The sequence below is a fragment of the Flavobacterium sp. genome (assembly GCF_036405015.1).
In the GTDB taxonomy this organism is placed as follows: Bacteria; Bacteroidota; Bacteroidia; order Flavobacteriales; family Flavobacteriaceae; genus Flavobacterium.
Genome location: NZ_DASWYK010000023.1, coordinates 1 through 17,930 on the forward strand (window position 1 = coordinate 1; position 17,930 = coordinate 17,930).

11 protein-coding genes and 1 tRNA gene are annotated in these 17,930 nt (G+C 35.5%); 2 read left to right on the top strand and 10 right to left on the bottom strand.

From position 1 onward, the window contains the following. Positions 1–272 precede the first annotated feature (272 nt). Positions 273–1,193 carry a bifunctional helix-turn-helix transcriptional regulator/GNAT family N-acetyltransferase gene (locus VGE71_RS02150; RefSeq protein ID WP_331136825.1) on the bottom strand — a complete coding sequence of 307 codons (921 nt, stop codon included), beginning with the start codon at positions 1,191–1,193 and terminating at the stop codon, positions 273–275. Between the two features lie 133 nt (positions 1,194–1,326). Beyond that, a complete protein-coding gene (locus VGE71_RS02155; protein ID WP_331136826.1) occupies positions 1,327–2,382 on the bottom strand; it encodes a GntR family transcriptional regulator in 1,056 nt (351 codons plus the stop codon). Between the two features lie 450 nt (positions 2,383–2,832). Here VGE71_RS02155 and VGE71_RS02160 point away from each other — a divergent pair, with 450 nt between their 5' ends. Next, the gene (locus VGE71_RS02160; RefSeq protein WP_331136827.1) at positions 2,833–4,425 is read left to right on the top strand and encodes a family 43 glycosylhydrolase; all 1,593 of its coding nucleotides are present in this window, start codon (positions 2,833–2,835) and stop codon (positions 4,423–4,425) included. Positions 4,426–4,479: 54 nt separating this feature from the next. On the opposite strand, the gene VGE71_RS02165 is transcribed toward VGE71_RS02160, so the two are convergent. The 5 genes from VGE71_RS02165 to VGE71_RS02185 form a co-directional block, all read right to left on the bottom strand. Continuing rightward, the gene (locus tag VGE71_RS02165) at positions 4,480–4,956 is read right to left on the bottom strand and encodes a hypothetical protein (protein ID WP_331136828.1); all 477 of its coding nucleotides are present in this window, start codon (positions 4,954–4,956) and stop codon (positions 4,480–4,482) included. Positions 4,957–5,283: 327 nt separating this feature from the next. Then, positions 5,284–5,368 (bottom strand) — tRNA-Ser (locus VGE71_RS02170). 154 nt (positions 5,369–5,522) lie between these two features. Further along, a complete protein-coding gene (locus VGE71_RS02175; RefSeq protein ID WP_331136829.1) occupies positions 5,523–6,617 on the bottom strand; it encodes a hypothetical protein in 1,095 nt (364 codons plus the stop codon). Between the two features lie 26 nt (positions 6,618–6,643). Then, positions 6,644–8,020, bottom strand: coding sequence for a hypothetical protein (locus tag VGE71_RS02180; protein ID WP_331136830.1), 1,377 nt, complete (start codon positions 8,018–8,020; stop codon positions 6,644–6,646). A gap of 11 nt (positions 8,021–8,031) precedes the next feature. Continuing rightward, positions 8,032–10,020, bottom strand: coding sequence for a hypothetical protein (locus VGE71_RS02185; RefSeq protein ID WP_331136831.1), 1,989 nt, complete (start codon positions 10,018–10,020; stop codon positions 8,032–8,034). A 397-nt stretch (positions 10,021–10,417) separates the two neighbouring features. On the opposite strand from VGE71_RS02185, the gene VGE71_RS02190 reads away from it, so the two are divergent. Next, positions 10,418–10,678, top strand: a complete 261-nt coding sequence (locus VGE71_RS02190) for a hypothetical protein (protein ID WP_331136832.1) — start codon at positions 10,418–10,420, stop codon at positions 10,676–10,678. A gap of 541 nt (positions 10,679–11,219) precedes the next feature. On the opposite strand, the gene VGE71_RS02195 is transcribed toward VGE71_RS02190, so the two are convergent. The 3 genes from VGE71_RS02195 to VGE71_RS02205 form a co-directional block, all read right to left on the bottom strand. Further along, positions 11,220–12,536, bottom strand: coding sequence for an OmpA family protein (locus tag VGE71_RS02195; protein ID WP_331136833.1), 1,317 nt, complete (start codon positions 12,534–12,536; stop codon positions 11,220–11,222). A gap of 28 nt (positions 12,537–12,564) precedes the next feature. Continuing rightward, positions 12,565–17,010, bottom strand: a complete 4,446-nt coding sequence (locus VGE71_RS02200) for an MBG domain-containing protein (protein WP_331136834.1) — start codon at positions 17,008–17,010, stop codon at positions 12,565–12,567. A gap of 203 nt (positions 17,011–17,213) precedes the next feature. Beyond that, complete coding sequence (locus VGE71_RS02205; protein WP_331136835.1) at positions 17,214–17,864, bottom strand: response regulator transcription factor; 651 nt, start codon at positions 17,862–17,864, stop codon at positions 17,214–17,216. Positions 17,865–17,930 lie beyond the last annotated feature (66 nt).

The following is a 17,930-nucleotide window of genomic DNA, read 5'->3' on the forward strand; positions in this document are numbered from 1 at the left end:
TTCTAAAAAAAAAAAATATAAAACTCATGTAATTAGAGTTTTGTGATCTTTGTAATAACTTTAGTAGGGAAATTATGCACCAGTTTAGGTAAGGTGCATTTTGTATTTGTAATATTATATAGAAGTGGTTTAATATTGAAAACTGAAGAAAGTGTATCAATATAATTTTTTCATTAAAGAAGCTATTAAAAGAGATGCGAAAGAATAATTTGTTTTATAAATCATAAAAAAAAGAAAACCTCCAAAATCAATTTGACTTTGGAGGTTTGTTGTTAACTTAATTTTAGGTCGTAACGTTCTTCATTAAAGGTTAATCCCCATTCCTGAACTTCTTCTGATTGAGTAAGTTCAAAACCTGCTAATTTATACATTTCTAAGGCTTTATTTTGAAGATTTGTTGTGAGCAGAAAGACGTTTTTATATTGTTTCTCTTTGCAAAAATTTACAGCGTCAGTAAGAAGTTTTTTTCCAATTCCTAATCCTCTAAAAGCAGGATCCAGTAAAAACCATCTCAATTGCGCTTCTTCATTCGGTTGATGAACAATTGCCACACAACCTACAATTTTATTATGGTATTCTGCCATCCAAACGCGGTCGTTTTCTGGAGAATAGTTTTCTAAAAAAGTATAAAAAGTCTTGATTACATATTTTTCAAAATCAGTCGAAAAATTATATTCTTTGCCATAAAGCGCACCATGAAGATGAATAATGTAACCAATATCTCCAGGAGTAATTTCGTGTCGGTATTTAATATCTTCTCTGGCTATTTTATTGTCTGTCAATAAATTTCTAACAGTATGCATAGAATTGACTAAGATTTCTTTTTCAGAACTGTTTAGCTTTTCAATTTTACCATCAATCTTATTTTCAGATTTTGTATTCAAAATGCTTAATAATTCGTTTCCTGAATCGGTAAGTTTAATGTTAAAAGCACGTTTATCTTCATCTGATGCAATTTTCACGATGAGATTTTCTTTTAGAAAGCGTTTTAAAATTCGACTTAAATAACCTTTATCTAAATTTAATATTTCAGTGATTTTTTGAGCCGTAATAGTTTTGCTTTCACTGATTTCGTAAAGGATTCGTATTTCGGTTAAAGAATATTCGCTATCCAAATAATGTTGACTTAAGATGTCTAAATGGGCAGTATAAAAGCGATTGAAACTTCTAATTTTTGAAGTTGTAGTATTCATGATTTTATGATATTGTATTTCTGAAATACAAATATATAAAATTAGTTGCTTTTGTCAACTATTTAGAAATGATTTTTTGAAGCCGCTAAAACGTTTATTGATTTTTGTTTTTAAATTTTGAAAGAAGATTTAATTAAAGCGAAGTTCTCTGGATATAATTAAAAGGATTTTTGAAAATTTCTTTTTTTCTGTCCAGAATTAAATCTCCTGCTTTTTTTCCCATTGCCTTAAAATCGGTGCTAAGAACGGTGATGTCAAGCAGTGCTTTCAACGGAGTTTCGTTGTATGAAATCACTCCAACATGATTTCCGATTTTAAGTTTTTTTCCTTTTATCTGTTGTATAAGACTTACCAGATCTTCGTCTTCGATGGTTATGTAAACTTCTTTGGTTTTAAATTCTAGTCCGTCATAAATTTTATCGATGATTTCAAATGGGAATTGATGCGCTTTGCAGAATTCAAGAAAACCGTCAACAAGTCCGCCTGGAGCTGGAAATATTGCTTTTCTGGCGTATACAAGTATTAATTTTTCATATTTCTTTAATCTTCTAATTCCTTGTTGAAGTGCATTAAAGATATCCAATTTAAAATCCTGATAAACCGCAGTAAAATCGCCTGATATTTCTTCGCATGAATTATCAAGAATTACCAGTTTGTCTTTAGGTATATTTTCGATAGCTTCCAAAACTGCTGGAGTATAATTGGTATGGTTTTCCTGATTGTTTTTAAAGTGCGGCATTATCACAAAAAAACTGTAGCTGTGCATGTTCTTTTTGATTGCGTCAATAAAAAGCTGCTCGTCATTGTAATACATAAACATGTCTACGTGGCTGCCGTTGCCTAATGTTGTTACGAAAGAATCGTAAACCTCCATTTTGTAAGAGCAGGGCTTATTGATAAAGAACAAAACATAATTTTTTGAATTTAAATCTCTTGCTGCTGCAAAATTCCCTACCCCCATAACAGAAAATGCCAAATTGCGATCTCTTAAATCTTTATAGGCCTTCTCGGCTGTATCTCTCGAAATCGAATGCATTTTGCTCAAATCATTTATAGAAGGAAGTTTATGTCCGGGTTCTAATTCACCTGATAAAATTTCATCAGCCAGAATATTGGCAACTTGAATATATTTAGGAATACTGGAATTGGATTCTATCTTTATTTCTGAATGATCTTTATCTGATGACATGATTTTTTTGTATTATAAATTAAAAATAGTGAAGTAAAAACTGCCATCAAGACACTGAAAAACCTGTTTGAAAATGTTTGAAACTTTACCGATTTATTGCTTTTTTTAAATTGTGCTTTTCAAATCTAACTTTTCTCACTTTTTAAACTATCCTGTACTATGATGTTAAAATATAATGAAAAGAAAATAAAATTAACGTTGTTTTTTTTGATTTGTCAGGTGTGTGCAGGATGGGGTATCAAAAAATAAAAAATAAATTGCATTTTGATAGATTGTAATTCGGCTTAAATAAAGAGTCTTTCTGTTTTTGTTTTACTGAAAAAACACATTTTTTTTTTACTATTAAAGAAGATTTTTAAATGTATCGGCTTACTTTTTTAGATGTTGATATTTTATTGTTTTTGATAGTTAAAACCGATTTAAAAAAAACTAACTACTAACTTTTGAATCATGATAAAGAAAAAAGGAATACTGCAAATTGTTCTAAATGCTATTTTTATTTTAACGGTTTCTAAAGGGACTTCGCAATATTTAAATATAAAAAATGATGTATTCTGGGAAACAGCAGATCAAAAGCCGATTTACAGTCAGGGCGGAGGAATTTTCAAATTTACAGATCCTTCAAGTGGTGTAAAAAAATATTTCTGGTACGGTGTTAAGTATAAAGAGGCAGATGTATACCGCCATAATCCTGCGGTTACATTGGCAACTTCAACCTTTGAATCGGTTACCTGTTACAGTTCTTCAGATTTGGTTAATTGGAAGTTTGAAGCTGATGTTTTGAATAAAGAGGTAATAAACCCGAATGGGAAAACCTGGGCTGGCCGTTTAGGAGTGGCCTATATACAAGAATTGAAAAAGTATGCCATGTTTATACAGCATGATAAAGAAGTCTTGATTTCTCTTGCAGATTCTCCGGTAGGGGAGTTTCAATGGCATCAGAAAATCAATATGCAAAAAATGATTGGTACGAGTAATACTGGAGATCAAACAGTGTTTACAGATGAGGATAACGGAAAATCGTATTTGATTTATTCATACGGAAATGGGCGAAATAAAATATATGTTTCGGAAATTGGAATCAAAGATGGAAAAGTAGGTTTGTTGGATTGTACCGAAGTTTTTAAAGGAGAAAGTAGAGAAGGTAACTGTATGTTTAAATACAATAAAAAGTATTATATGGTGGCTTCAAATATTTACGGTTGGGATGCTTCATTTGCTTATTATTTGGTGGCAGATGACATAAGAGGGCCTTACCTTCCAGTAAATGACATGCAGATAATGAAAGGAGCTGATCAGGATTTTGCTCACGTTTCGCAAACAGGTTTTTTTGTTTCAGTTAAAGGAACAAAGCAAGAAACAATTGTATTTTGTGGTGATCGTTGGTCAGATTTTGCAGGTAACGGATTGGGGTATAACCAATGGTGTCCGCTTTCATTTAAGGGAGACGTTCCTTATTTTAATTCGCTTAATTCCTGGGATTTGGAAGAGAAAACGGGAAAATGGCGTGCAGCCAAAGATAATAATTACGCGCTGAATGGTAGTTTTGAAGCAGATCGCAGGCATATTCCTAGTCCCGTAAAGCCAGTCCAGATTCAGTTAACAGGCTGGTTTTCTGAAGTTATTTATGGAAATAAACTTTCTTTAGATTCTATTTCGCCAGTTTTAAATCATTTTAATACCGAAGAAGAAAGAAAAGTAGTAATTGGTGAAAAAAGTCTTCAGATTAGTGATCGTATAGATTATAAAAGAAAGACATTTCAAACATTGTCTTCATCACCATTTGTAAAACTGGAAGATGGAAATTACAAACTTTCAGCTAAAATAAAGAATACAAATAATTTTGTCAATCTGGAAATATACGGATTGAGTGGAAATAAAAAATACTCATTTAAGATTGATAAGGAAAATTCTTCATGGAAGGAAATTACAATTGATAAAATAGTTGTAAAAGGAGGGAAGGTCGAAATTGGTTTTATGGCAGAAGGAAAAGCAGCATCAAGTTGTTATATTGACGATATTGTTTTTACAAGAAAGGATTAAGGTAAAAGTTTTGATAATGGATCTTGATTTTTTTTGAATCCAGAAAGTTCTTTATCAAAAACCATTGGCAGCTTCAAAAGCTTCATTAGTAGTATACAGTAGAGCTTCCTTCTCATAAACTGCATTATAAAGCGTCTTTTTTTGTTTTGCCAGTGCCAATAGCTTGTCTTGAGCATTCTTCAATTCGTCGTTCTTTAGTGTTTTGATAAGTGCCTGCTGTTCGATTTCTTTTCTATCGAATGCATGTAGTTCCTTAAGAGATTGATAATACTCAATTGAGGCAGTTTTAAGAGAATCTCCTTTTGAGATGCCTTCGGTAGAAAGTTTTTTGATATTGGCAATAAGCACGTCAAACTCTTTACTCTGTTGATTCACCGCCATTATTGCACCTTTATAATCTTCTTTTTCGAGGCATTTTAGTTTTTTTTCTCCAGAACCTTCTTTTCCGAGAATAATGTCAAAGGCTCTACGTTCCGATTGATGGAGTGATTCCTTAAAATCAGCAGCCTCTGATGATTTACAGGAACTCATTGTTATAGATAGAAAAGCTGTTAGAAAAATACCAAACTTCATCATTATTATAGTTTTATTGATTTTAATTTTAAAAATTATTTTTTAAAAAATAATCCATATGCTGTCATATAGTTAATTGAATTTAAGCATTTTTTTTAACACTAAGTCATGTGTTATAAATATCTTATGAAATGAATTATTAGAATTGCAAGCTTTTGTTTGCAGGCTTTATAAAAATTGAAATGCACATAAAACGCAAAACCCCGCAAATCTCAAGATTCGCAGGGTTTACCGCTTGTTTATACTTTTTTGAAGACTTTAAAAAGTCTCTTTTTAAGCTCTCAGCGGAGGAAGAGGGATTCGAACCCCCGGACCTGTTACAGTCAACAGTTTTCAAGACTGCCGCATTCGACCGCTCTGCCATTCCTCCAGTAAGACGCAATCATTTTCTCATTGCGGGTGCAAAGATAAAATGTTTTTTTGAATAGAGAAATTTTTTTTTCACTATTTAAAAAGAAAATGACATTGATCGGTTAAGTTAAAAAATGTAGATGAAAAGTTGAAGTTTTTACAAATGTTATTTATTACACTACATCAATTTCTTTTTTGCCTATTTCTATTCCTTTGCTATCGGTTACCAAGAGATTGAATTTGGTTAAAGCATTGTTATCCACTTCATAATTGAATTTAATCAATGTCGGAGTTATGGATATCTTGGCTGGAGCAATTTTTATACCGTTGATACTGACAACAATATTTTTTGGGTCGAGATTCTGGCCAGGTATAAGGAAATTATTCACATGATTGCTATCAATCTTTTCTGGGTGCATATTATCCAGGTCAATCTTTTGTTTGCCGCCATCAAGCTTGTCAGGAAGATTAACGCTTGGTTTGAAGGGAGCTATAAATATTTCTTTGAGTTTTAATGTGGCAATGTTGGTGAATAGACCCGTTAATGCGGCTGTAGCAAGAATGCCATTTAGGTTTATCGGCGCATTAATAGTAGTGCTGTTTAACGCCAGATAGATCAATATGGCAAGACCCGAGGCAGTAAAAGGTTTAACAGCATACCACATTATCCAGCTTCTCTTGAATTTTTCCGCTCCAATAAAAATAGTGAAGGATGAAGCCACGTAGATCATATTGCCAAGGAAACCGGAAGCGGCAACCAATATAAGAATGAGTACGCCGAACTGTATTGTTTTGCAGGCAAATAAGACGCTCTGTTGGGCACAATCTGTTTTCTCAGCTTTTGATTTTTCATCTTCTGCTTTTTTGAGAACCGCATCATTGACTGCTTTTTTGTTGGCTGCCACAATTATATCAATAGAATCTTTTTCTTTTGCAGCTCTTAAAGCATTTATACTGTCCCCTGCTTTCTCAGCTCTGGTTTTAACCTGAGCAAGCACATCGGACCTTTTCAGGTCTTCTTTCAGTCGGTCCTGTGCCGCCTGAATTGCCGCTGTCAACTGTTGAGCATTTGGAGTATGAGTCTCGATTAAGGTTATCCTGAAAGGTTTATATAAGTAAATGGTATTTTCAGCGTTAGGCATTTTATCCGGCCAATGCATAATGATGATTACAATGCTGATAATTATCGCGAAAATCATAAGAACACCAGCTAAACTTTTCTCGGTGCTGCTTAAAGGAAGTTCTAGATCTGATGTTGTTGGGTTCATGACATTTTATTTATGTTTTATTTAATTTATTCCTCGCCAATTTTTAATTCTATCCACAAATGAGGTTGTTTATTTTTTGGGTATATTTCCAGTACATTTTTCATGTCTTGTCGCGTCACAAATGGAAAATCAAGCTGAAAATCTTTTCCGTCCTGTTCTACTGTATCGCTGCGCAATACCTTGCCTTTTGCTTTTCTGTGATATCCCTTTAACATGTCAGGACGAAGCATTGCGAAATTAAAATCACTGCTTACTTTTCCGTTTACAGGAATCATAATTGTGAGTTCCCGATCACTCATAAGCTCAAGTCCCTGACGCAAGGTGGCGTTATGGCTCGAATGATGTCCTGCTTTATAAAATACGGTACGGGACAAGAGGTCCTTTCCGGTCAAGCCGTTGTCAAATTTAACATCAAACCAGCTTTGCCAATTGCCAATCTGGGCATCTCCTACAAAAAGCAGTACTTTTTTACTCTCAGTAAATTCAAATGCTAATACTAAGCTGGTGTTGTTAGTCAGTCTGTCCATATGAAGAGATAATCGGCCGATTTCGGAGAGCCAGTCGTAATTGATTGTACGCCATGAATTTTTTGGATCTTCATAAGTTTTTTTCTGATTGTTTTCTTGGTCTTGCTGCTGGAACTGCCTGCTGAAGGGAAAATCAGATTCTCTGCCGCTGTCATTCTGGCCATAGGCATCAATGGCATTAAGCATTAAATCACCGGAGATATCCATATTTGCAAAGTCTAAAAGTGATAGGCCGTGGACTGCTTCATCTTTCGTCGGATTTAATTTTTCGAGCTGTTCACTTTTTATCGGCGGACCTAAAACATAGACTTTAATGCCGCTGCTGATGCCTGGAAGAGAAAATGACTCTCCCGGAGTAAGGAAGGTTACTTTTTTATTTACGATTTCTAACAGCTTTGTTATGGATTTACCTCCTGTCTGGCCTTCAGCAAAGAGATCGTAACCTTCTTTTTCCTTTATCATGGCATCGACCTGGGGCACCCCAGCAAATTTATCCGTAAGAATTTTTTTTGTTTTCTTATTCTTATTCCAGTATTTCTCAGTCATCGATCTGATAAATGTACCTTCGATGCTGTTATCGGAATCAAGAAAGGACAGCCATAATTCGCGTTCTTTTCCCTTAAGAAGGTCTCCTGCGGTAGAGAATCCACTCAGATGGTCGCGATGCTGATGGGTAACAACTATTGTTAGCTTCTTGTCACCGATGGTTTCCATAATATTTTTAGCAATTTCTTGCTCGCGTTCTTCATTACCGGCTTTGTAAGATCCAAAGTCGATAAGCATAAATGCTTCCTCATTTCCTGAATTAAATCTTAATAAGAAGCAGTCACCCAGATCAAGCTGGTTATACATCCTGATATTTGCACTAACAGACATAGTTGAAAAAATTAATGGTTATGTAAACAGGCGAAAGGTTCGCTTCCCTGCATCAAAAGGGCAGCATTATCTGCATCACTGAGAGTTGAGATCGCGTAATCAAGCTGTTTGAACAATCGTTCACTACCTCGTACACTTTTACAGACTGCGTATTTGACTTCATAATTAGCCATGTCAATTATGAGTGAAGAGCCTCCACGGAAAGCATATTTGTCATCAGGAAAGAAGCCCTGATAAGGCGATCCTTTTAAATTGACATAAACTTTCTGAAGGAACATGATGACCATGACTTTTCTGGCATTGCCAGATTTAGAATCAGAAATAATCATCGGCCGGCATTTGTATACCTGAAAACTGTTCCGCGCCCTAGCCTTTAAGGTTATGGTCTTTTCATTTCCTGCAGAGTCTGTCTCGGTATGCTTGTAGGTAATAGTATTAAAGTCCATACCCAGTATTGTCTCAGTGCCGGGAGTGACAATGCTCTGTAATTTGTAATCAAACATATTATGAACAATGGCACTTAGGTTCTGGGTTTCTTTAAAGATGACACTGCGATTATTTTCCCTTAAAATTCGCTCTATGCTTTTCAGAACATTATTAATATTAGTGTTCACTTTGCCTCCGAAAGATGCATCAAAAATGTATTTTATTGTTTTGGAAAGACCTGCTGATTTTGCAGAATTTGCAAAATAGCTGTCAGGTGCTTTCCATTTCAGAGATTCTACAGAAAAAGTATTTACTTCATCAGGAATAATACCCCACTTGCGAAAGGATTCCATAACTGCGAAACGAAGCCCCTCTTCATCATCAGGATTATGTTCTATATCTGCAGTTATAAGTGCCCTGAGATAATCACCGAAACTTAAGTCTGCAGGCGGGCAATAGTCTAATGCCCTGATGCATACCATCATGAGATTATCGGCAATTTCACATGCCTCACGGGAAAGCCTCTTTACAAGATCGGGATCAATTTCTCCCTGTTCCAAGATTCCAGTGCCATCGGAAGCTAGCCTGATAAGGTCTGCAGTCCTGTATCTGTAAAGATTAGCAAATGCATCAAAAACGGCTGCCACTAAAATTCCACCTCTCTTATGGGGCTCGGTTACAGTATGTATTTTTGATGGGTCGGGGTTTATGTGTGCCCATTTTCCATCTTTATCTTTTTCGACAAGAAAGCTCCGAAGGGAACGTCTGTTGTCTGATACCGCTTGGCCGAACTGGATTGCTAGATCACCCAACATATTTTCAGGAGACAGTAAATCCCCTCTGGAATTTTTGATCTGCTCTTCTACAACCGATCGGAATGTGAATCTCTGTAGTAAAGCAATTATATCAGCAAAACCTTCATGAAAAGCGAGCATATCATAATTCGTATCACGTGTAAGGTAAGGATGCAGACTGTGAAGGATTGCATGTGTTGTTTCGTGGGAAATTATATCTGGAGAAAGACAAGTAAAAATAGCTCCTCCTGGAACATTATTTCCCTGCCAGCTATTTGATGCCTGAAAATAGCCAAACAGCAACGCATTCTTTTCAGGGGAGTAATAGGCGTTCTGCTGGCGCATGGCATGAGGATAAATCCTTAATTGAGGGATAAATTCATGAGTATAAATAGTATTATCATTTCTATTTTTCTTTTCAGTCAAACGAGACCAGATAATTTTTCTTCCTAAAGCTCTCTCAAACTGCTTTATTACACTCATGACTACTGCGTAGACCTGCTGCTGGTGAAATCGTGGATCGCTTTCTGAAGGTTCCATACCATGATCAGCAAGAACAAAACCGTCGTTTAAGTCTATAGGGAGGTAGTAACAGTTTTTTGTAGGATCATAGTCTATTATTTCGATATATTCTCCTATTGGTCCTGGAGATACCTCTTCCCATTTAACTTTGTAAATTACTTCGTTGCCATGTCTTTTATTTAGCGTTGAAGAAAATGATGGGTCAAATGCATAGCCTTTCAGTTTGCGGAAAAAAGGTTGTGGATATTGTGCTGTCATTTTTTAAGTTTTTTAATTTAAACATGATAGTAAGTGATTATGTACAATATTTTTATAAAATGAAATCGTGTTGAATTGATAATAAATGTTTATTCGTAACAGTTAAAGTATATGCTGAGCCTTTATGAAGGTGAGATTGTCTGCAGAATAAACAATTAAAAGGCATGTAATCAATTATATTAGGATAATAGAATCGTTTCAAATGTCAGAAATAAAACGGATATGATTTAGAGTATAAATACTTGATTGTTAAATATTTGTAATTTATTTGATTGCAAAATAACAAGTTCCGATCATGAGTTAATCTAGGAAGCGACAGATACTTGTTCTTCTTTGGGAGGAGTAGTTATTTCACAATCTTAGAATTTTACTTTTCATATATTAGCGTAATCACGCGGTGCAGTCTTTGTCAAATCTGGAAGGAATTTCTATTAATATGAATAAAGACCTTTTAATAGATGTATTAGAGAACTCTGCGCTCAATAGTACACAGCAAATACTGCATCACTTTAATAAAATTGTGCCACATTGGTTTTTATCACTATGGTTTTCTAAAGAAAAAGGCGAGAATGATACAGATTATAAGAAACGTATGTACATATCTTCGCAGACATTTGAAAATGAATGTATGTATGCTCTTTATGACGAAGAGCGATAAACTTCCAATAATTGAAATGCATTTCGATAGCTTTTTTACGCTACAAAAACAGCATTTGAGATTATGCGTCATTATAGTCATGCAAGCAAATTACTAGAAGAGTATCGAAGTATTTTTCTGGATTTAATCAGTGTGAAAGGTTTTGCCCTTTGATCATCAGTCGGGAAGAGTTCAAATTTAATGAGTTGATAGCCGTTTAAAGAGTTATGAACCGTAATTCTGCTACAAAATCTGAAATGACGAATTATTTGTAAGTTCGCCTTAGTTTTTTGATGTGGAAATGGTATCAACTCCAGCGCCATATTCATAAATCAGATAATTAATAATAATTATAAAAAATATTGAAGGGATGATAAATAAAGTGACTGGTTGATTTGAACTTTTTTTGATATTTATAATTCTTTTTTGGTATTTTTAAAGTTTAAACTGGTTTTTGGCAGAAATTATAAGGTAAGTTAATAAATTCAATTCGTGAATCCATACTATAGAAAAGCCTGAGAATGTTCCTATTCCCAGGCTTTTACATTTGGAAGTGTCAGGCTTATTTTCCGTCAACTAAGATTAGGGAAACTCTTCTGTTAAGCGGTTTATTTTCTGCAGGAGTGTTTGGAACGAGCGGTTCACTTTCTCCTTTTGAAAAGATATGCATACGATTGGATTCTATCCCTTTATTCCTTAAGTACTCCGCTACGGCTTGACCTCTCTGCAGCCCGATTTCAAGGTTGCGTGCTTTGGTTCCGATATCGCAGGTATGTCCTGTAATATTTAAGTCCGTGTCTTGATTTGATTTTAGGATTTTGGCAATTTCGTCCAGTCTACTGGCAAGTTCGGGTGTTACGCTGGTACTTCCAACTTCTTGAAAAGCCAGTGGTTTTTCCTCGATATAATTTCGTTCTTCTACCGATAATACCTTTTGAACAGGGACTGTTTCCACTATTTTTTTCTGAACAGGTGGTTCTTGAACTTGGGTTTCTTCTTTCGGTATTACAGTTTCTGTTTTTGGCTCTATGGGCTGTGGTTTATCTCTGGCTAAAGAAAAACCTAATTTCAATTGAACTCCTGCAGCTAAATAGCGTGTGTCCTGAACAATTCTCTTGTTTCCAATTGTACCATTTGCCTGAGTATTAGCAATGCCATTAGGATCATAAGCAACTATATTAAGATCTGGAGTTTCTTTAGCTAAATTGGTTAAACCATAATCTACATAAATTCCGGTATAAAGCTGTGTTTTTTCTTTTATTTTAAAACTAAGGCCTGTTTCTAAGCTAAGTAAAAATGTTGGATCTAAACTTGTTTTTGTTTCGTCTTTCCAATTGGTTACTTGTCCAAAACCATGAGCTGGCAGGTCATCAATCAATAATTGCAGATCAGGATAATAACCGCTTAGCTGCAATTGATCGGCCGAAGCTTTTACTGTTTGTTTTCCTGGAAACAGCATTTTTCCTCCAAATGCAAAATACCATTGTGCGTTAGATATAAAAGCGGTTCTATATTGCATGAGAAGCGGAATGGCAGCCGCAATAAAATGCTGTTCTTCTTTATATTTTGAAGGGGTTACACGGTATTCAAAAGCAGAAGTCTGGTCGTCAATTTCGTAAGTATTGATTGTGTTTCCGTCATTCAGTTTAAAACTGTTTTGATTGTACGTTACATCAATTCCTGTAGAAATTCCCCAATGATCGCTGAAGAAATAGGTATAGCCAATCCCAATTCCTCCTCCAAATTTTAGCTTTCCGTTTCCAATACTGCTGTCATATAGAATTCCAGAAGGGCCTCCATTTATTTTAACACTAAGTTCTTGGGCGTTTGTCGTGACTTTCAACACTACTAGCAATGCTATGGTGATTTTAATTTTCATCTTTTTCATTTTAAATTAAATCTCAATTTTACTTAACCAATAAATTGATTGTTTTTTTCTGACCATTACTTAGCGAAAGAACCACAACATATATAGCTGACTGAGAAGGAGCAGTAATTTGATTTTGAGCTTTTACATTTGTAACAGTCTGCACTAATTTTCCTGTAATGTCAAAAATGGTAATTTCGGCTCCATTCAGCTGAGATTCACTGAAATCGCATTGCAAAGTGAATTCATTTGTTGGTTTAATTGGATTTGGATGGATTTTCAAACCTTTAGAAAAAGCAGTTCCAGTTGTTTCAATCGGGCAAGACTTAATTGAATTACCGTTTGTATTTTTGGCAATAACATAATAAGAACCGTTTAATGGCTGATTTTCGCTGTAATACTGACGTGTGGCACCAGACACAGGATTTCCATTTTTATACCATTGGAAGCTCGTAAAATTATTAGAGTTATTATCGAAGAAAAGAACATCTGCCCATTGCTGTGTTATAAGTCCAGATTGGCTTACTTCAATAGGTTTAATTACAGTTACAGCAGGATAGTGATTTTGATCTCCGTTTTGAACAGCGCTAATTGTTGTGCTTCCAGAATTCAAAATAGTTAAAGTTGATTCATTTATAGTCGCAATTTCATTGTTTGCTGTAGTGTAAGAAATAGGCAATCCGCTGTCTGATGATGCATTTAAACTACTAATATTCGAATCATCACAACCAAATTCTAAAGTCTGATTCCAAGTAATAGTCTGATTAGCTTTGGTGATTTCTAATGATGCTTCTGTAAAGACAATAGCGTAATTTAAACCTGCATTTAAAGTTCCTAAGTTGATGTTATATTTTCCAACATTTTCTCCTGCATCTCTGGAAAGCTGACCTGTAATAATGGCATTTGTATCTCCGTTTGCAAAACCTGTAGGAGTATAATTAAAAACAGGATCAGCAGTGCCATATACTTTTGTATGTTCATTAGCAATAACAGTAAGTACTTTTGGTGTAATCGTTAATTGATTACCTATATAGTTGATTTTATAATTATTGTTAGCGTTTAAAGTGCCTTGGTTAATAGCGTATGTCCCCACATTTTCACCGTTTGTTCTTTTTAGTGTACCTGTCAAAATGTTAGAATTATCTCCATTGGCAAAACCACTAGCAACGTATGTAAGTTCAGGATCAATTGAACTATATACTTTAGTTTGAGCATTAGTAGTAATGTCTAGTGATGCCTTATTAATTAGAAGATTTGCTGTAAGGACGACTGCAGAACAATTTGGCGATGTTGAAGCAGGTGTAATAGTTGCAGTAATGGTATAAGTTCCTGCATTTACAGATCTATTGTTTGGTGTATACGAAACCGTCGCTCCTGTTGGCAAGTTAGCGACTTCAATAGAATGCGGATTTCCATTATAAGTAAATTCGGCATCACTAAAAGTTACTGCATTAATAGGAGATTCAAGGACTTTTACAGTCTGAAGCTGTGTTGTTGTATTGCCATTACCATCGTCATATTTCCAAGTAATGGTATAGGTGCCAGGAGTATTATAATTTAAAGGATCTGTTGTTGTTCCGTTTACAGTTCCCACGCAATTGTCTATTGCTCTAGGAACAGGAATTTGAGATGTTAAAACATTACAATAGTTTGTAATCTCTGGTAATACAGCTGCACTAGGAATTGGTGCGGTTACATCAGGAGTTGTACTTATAGTAACAGTTTTAGTTATAAAACATCCATTTGCATCCGTTACCATTGCCGTGTATGTTCCAGGAGCTAATCCTGTTGCGGTAGAAGCCGTTCCTCCCGAGGGAGACCATAAATAGGTATAATTACCAGTTCCGCCAGTAGCTGTTACTGTTGCAGTTCCATTATTGGCATTAAGGCAAGTGACATCTGTTTTTGCTGTTGTTGCTGTAAGTAAATCAGGTTGATCTATAAGAACGCTTGCTGTGGTTTCACATAAGTTGGCATCTTTTATAGTAACAATGTAATTTCCTGCAGTAAGGCCAGATGCTGTTGAAGCAGTTCCTCCAGAAGGTGACCATGAATACGTGTAAGCTCCAGTTCCTCCCGTAACGCTCACAGTTGCAGATCCGTTAGAACCACCATTGCAAGATATGTCAGTTTTGGTTATTGATGGTACAAGTGCAACAGGTTGTGTAATGGTGAAATTTTCCATTTTAATACATCCGTTAGAATCCCCTACAGTAAGTGTATAATTTCCAGCAGAAAGACCAGTCGCTGTTGCGGCAGTTCCTCCAGATGGTGCCCATGAATACGTGTAATTAGAAGTTCCTCCAGTTACAGCAACAGACAAGGAACCGTTAGAGCCACCAAAGCAAGTAACATCTGTTTGTCCTGTTTTTGTTATCACAATTGCTGGCGGTTGGTTTATGGTAAAGTTTTTTACAATTGAACATCCATTGCCTGCCGTAATTGTAACTGAATAATTTCCTGCCCTAAGTTCAGAAGCAATACTGCCATTGCCACCATAAGGAGACCAAACATATGTAAATGGACCTGGTGCTCCCGATGGTATTACCCCTGCACTTCCAGTATTTCCATTATGACATAAAAGGTCCGTTTGAAAAGTAGATGCCACTAGAGTATTCGTAGTAGTAATAAGAAAGTTTTTGGTAGTAGTACAGCCATTTGCATCCGTAATTAGGCAGCTATGATTTCCAGGGGCTAAATTTGAAACATTTGCTGTTGTGTCTCGGCTGGGAGTCCATAAATAAAAATAAGGTCCCAGACCTCCAGATGGTATTACAGATGCCATACCACCAGACGAACAGGTGGCATCTGTTTGATTCGTAATGGCACTTAATGTTGGAGGTTCGTTTATGGTGAAGGTTTCATCGATTGAAACAGACGTAGCTACATCTGTAACGGTTACCTTATAATTCCCTACAGATAATCCAGTTGCTGTGGCAGCTGTTCCCCCCGTAGGCGACCATAAATAAGAGTAGTTTCCGCTTCCTTCAGTTACATTTACTGTTGCAGTTCCTGTGCTTGTGCCGTTGCATAAAACATCTGTCTGAGATTTAACGACAGTTAAAGGAATAAGTTCGATAGTGGTTGTTATTTTCCAGGAATTATTATCTACTTTGTGATATTCTGTGCTGCAATCAGTTCCTCCCGAGGTACGAAATGCTTTGAGTTCAAAATTTACAGTACCAGTCAAACCGTTGGCAATTGCAATATCTCTTTTGTAATTAGTTGTTTTTGTTGGAGTACTTGTTCCTGAAACAATAGTGCTTTCTGTAGTGTTATTGTTCTTGCAAGTTAGAAAACTTCGTTGTTGATATTGTGAACCTTGTAATGCAGTCATGTTGTACTCCACAGTAGTATTCTTTATTCGGTATCCTTCAGGAATCGTAATAGAAAGTTGGCCTGGACAAGATGTTTCTGTAGCAGTAGTTAAAGATGAACTAGTAATATACGATGTTTGAATATCTCCTTTATCGTATAAAGCAGAAATCCTACCTGTTGTAAAAACATGTTTTTTCCAATCACCTAGAGTACCTGAGCCACAGTTGGATCTGATCCATACATAGTAGGTTTGTCCAACTAGTAATGAATTTAGGTTTAAAGTTGTGCCGGAAACATTTCCTGTTCGAGTGGTTGCCGGAGTAGGAGCTGTATCTGTCATACTTAAATAATAGTCGTAACCGTTGTTTGGTGATGAGGAAGCAGCAGTCCAGTTAATGGAAACATTATCCATAGCAGCTGACGAACTGATATTTTCTGCTGGTGTACAGGGATTATAGATATCCGCTGAAACGGCAAAGATGTTGGATACACCATTTCCACCGTTTTTTTTTAAGCTGATGCTTTTTATTTCCTTATTTTGGTTTGATGAACCAATAGCTAGTGGAATTTGATAAAGACGAGGATTGGTTTCGTAGTATTGTTCTAAATCATCCGTAACTCTATTTACCCTTCCAATACCCTGCGCAGCAAAATTAAGGCCGGCATACCAATCATCGATCTGTATTCCTGTAAATGTCTGTGTACTTGAATCTGTAAAGTTTACGATGACGTCCATTTTACTGGATCCAGATCCCGATGTAGCCAAGATATAAATAGTGTAAGCCTTAAATGAACGACTGAAAATCAATGTACCTGAATCGTTTAGTTTTGGAAAGCGTAAACAATTATTTCCGCTGTAATTAGCCAGTAGATAGCTTAAATCAGGTGTAGTCGCCACTAAGGAATTTATGATGCCTGATTCAGGTAGACCATATGTAAGCGCTATGCTTGAAGAAGTTGACTGAAAGTTCCTAGCTATAAAAGCGAAGTTGACTCCATCAACATCATGGGTTGTCGAATTTGCGGCTGGACCAATACCATTTGCTATGACATCGGCATTAAAACCGCTTTGAACGGGAATCGGTTGATAATTCTGAGCATAGGCAGCCGTAAACTGTAATATAAAGAAAAAGCAACCAAATTTAATTAACGTGTAGAGTTGTTTCATAATCGTCCTTTTGTTGGTAAAGAATGGTTTTGATAAAACTGCTTCCGTAAAAAGGACAGAAGCATACGAAAAGCTACTGCATCAGGAGAAATAGAAAAGGATTACAGGGGCTTTTGGTTTTATTCAGAGTTTAAAACTAAAACTTTCCCTGCCAAGGAGGTAAAAAATGTTCTGAAACCTGTTTTTTTTGTTCTGAAATGAAATCAGAAATTTTTGGAGATTTTAAAAATCTTGTCTTCGATATGAAGTTTGTCGTTGATGATTTTCGAGACATGATACGGGTTGACAGCAGTACTGCGGTTGATTCTTTTGAAATATTTAGAAGGAAAAACTTCTTCGAGATAAGACATTGTTGTTCTTAAAATCTGGTTTTTACCTGATTTAAGGTGTATTTCAATGTAAACATGATCTGTTTCAGCAAACAAAAAATCTTTGGACTGAAAATAGTAAATCTGTTTTCCCAGTTCAATCTTAAAAGTAGCATCTTCATTGGCCAAAGCCAGATGTATGGCAGTGGTAAGGTTTGCTTTTTCTACAGGTTTAGAAAGATAAGCAGACGGTTTAAGATTGGTCACTTTTTCTAAAGTGCTTGGATCGGTTAACGCAGTTGTGAATATAAATGGTATCGAAATATTAGTATTGATAAATAATGCCAGATTCAGTCCTGTTTTATCTCCAGAAAGAGAAATATCAATTAAAACAAGATCAAAAAGTTTGTGAGACAAAAGCATTTTTGCTTCTTCATAGCTGTGAGCGGTTTCAGCTATAAAAATGGGTTCCAGCATTTTCTTTAACGATAATGCAATCAAAACTTCATCTTCTACGATCAATATTCTGCTTTTATGTTCAGTCATTTGGAAACACGATTTTACAGTGGGCGTTTTCTCTTGTATAATTTCCTTTTAATTGTTTTACCATTC

Bases quoted from the DNA above. Each gene is read 5' to 3' on its own strand.
- VGE71_RS02195 (WP_331136833.1), bottom strand. From the start codon at position 12,536: ATGAAAATTAAAATCACCATAGCATTGCTAGTAGTGTTGAAAGTCACG.
- VGE71_RS02200 (WP_331136834.1), bottom strand. From the start codon at position 17,010: ATGAAACAACTCTACACGTTAATTAAATTTGGTTGCTTTTTCTTTATA.
- VGE71_RS02180 (WP_331136830.1), bottom strand. From the start codon at position 8,020: ATGTCTGTTAGTGCAAATATCAGGATGTATAACCAGCTTGATCTGGGT.
- VGE71_RS02205 (WP_331136835.1), bottom strand. From the start codon at position 17,864: ATGACTGAACATAAAAGCAGAATATTGATCGTAGAAGATGAAGTTTTG.
- VGE71_RS02160 (WP_331136827.1), top strand. From the start codon at position 2,833: ATGATAAAGAAAAAAGGAATACTGCAAATTGTTCTAAATGCTATTTTT.
- VGE71_RS02175 (WP_331136829.1), bottom strand. From the start codon at position 6,617: ATGAACCCAACAACATCAGATCTAGAACTTCCTTTAAGCAGCACCGAG.
- VGE71_RS02150 (WP_331136825.1), bottom strand. From the start codon at position 1,193: ATGAATACTACAACTTCAAAAATTAGAAGTTTCAATCGCTTTTATACT.
- VGE71_RS02155 (WP_331136826.1), bottom strand. From the start codon at position 2,382: ATGTCATCAGATAAAGATCATTCAGAAATAAAGATAGAATCCAATTCC.
- VGE71_RS02165 (WP_331136828.1), bottom strand. From the start codon at position 4,956: ATGAGTTCCTGTAAATCATCAGAGGCTGCTGATTTTAAGGAATCACTC.
- VGE71_RS02185 (WP_331136831.1), bottom strand. From the start codon at position 10,020: ATGACAGCACAATATCCACAACCTTTTTTCCGCAAACTGAAAGGCTAT.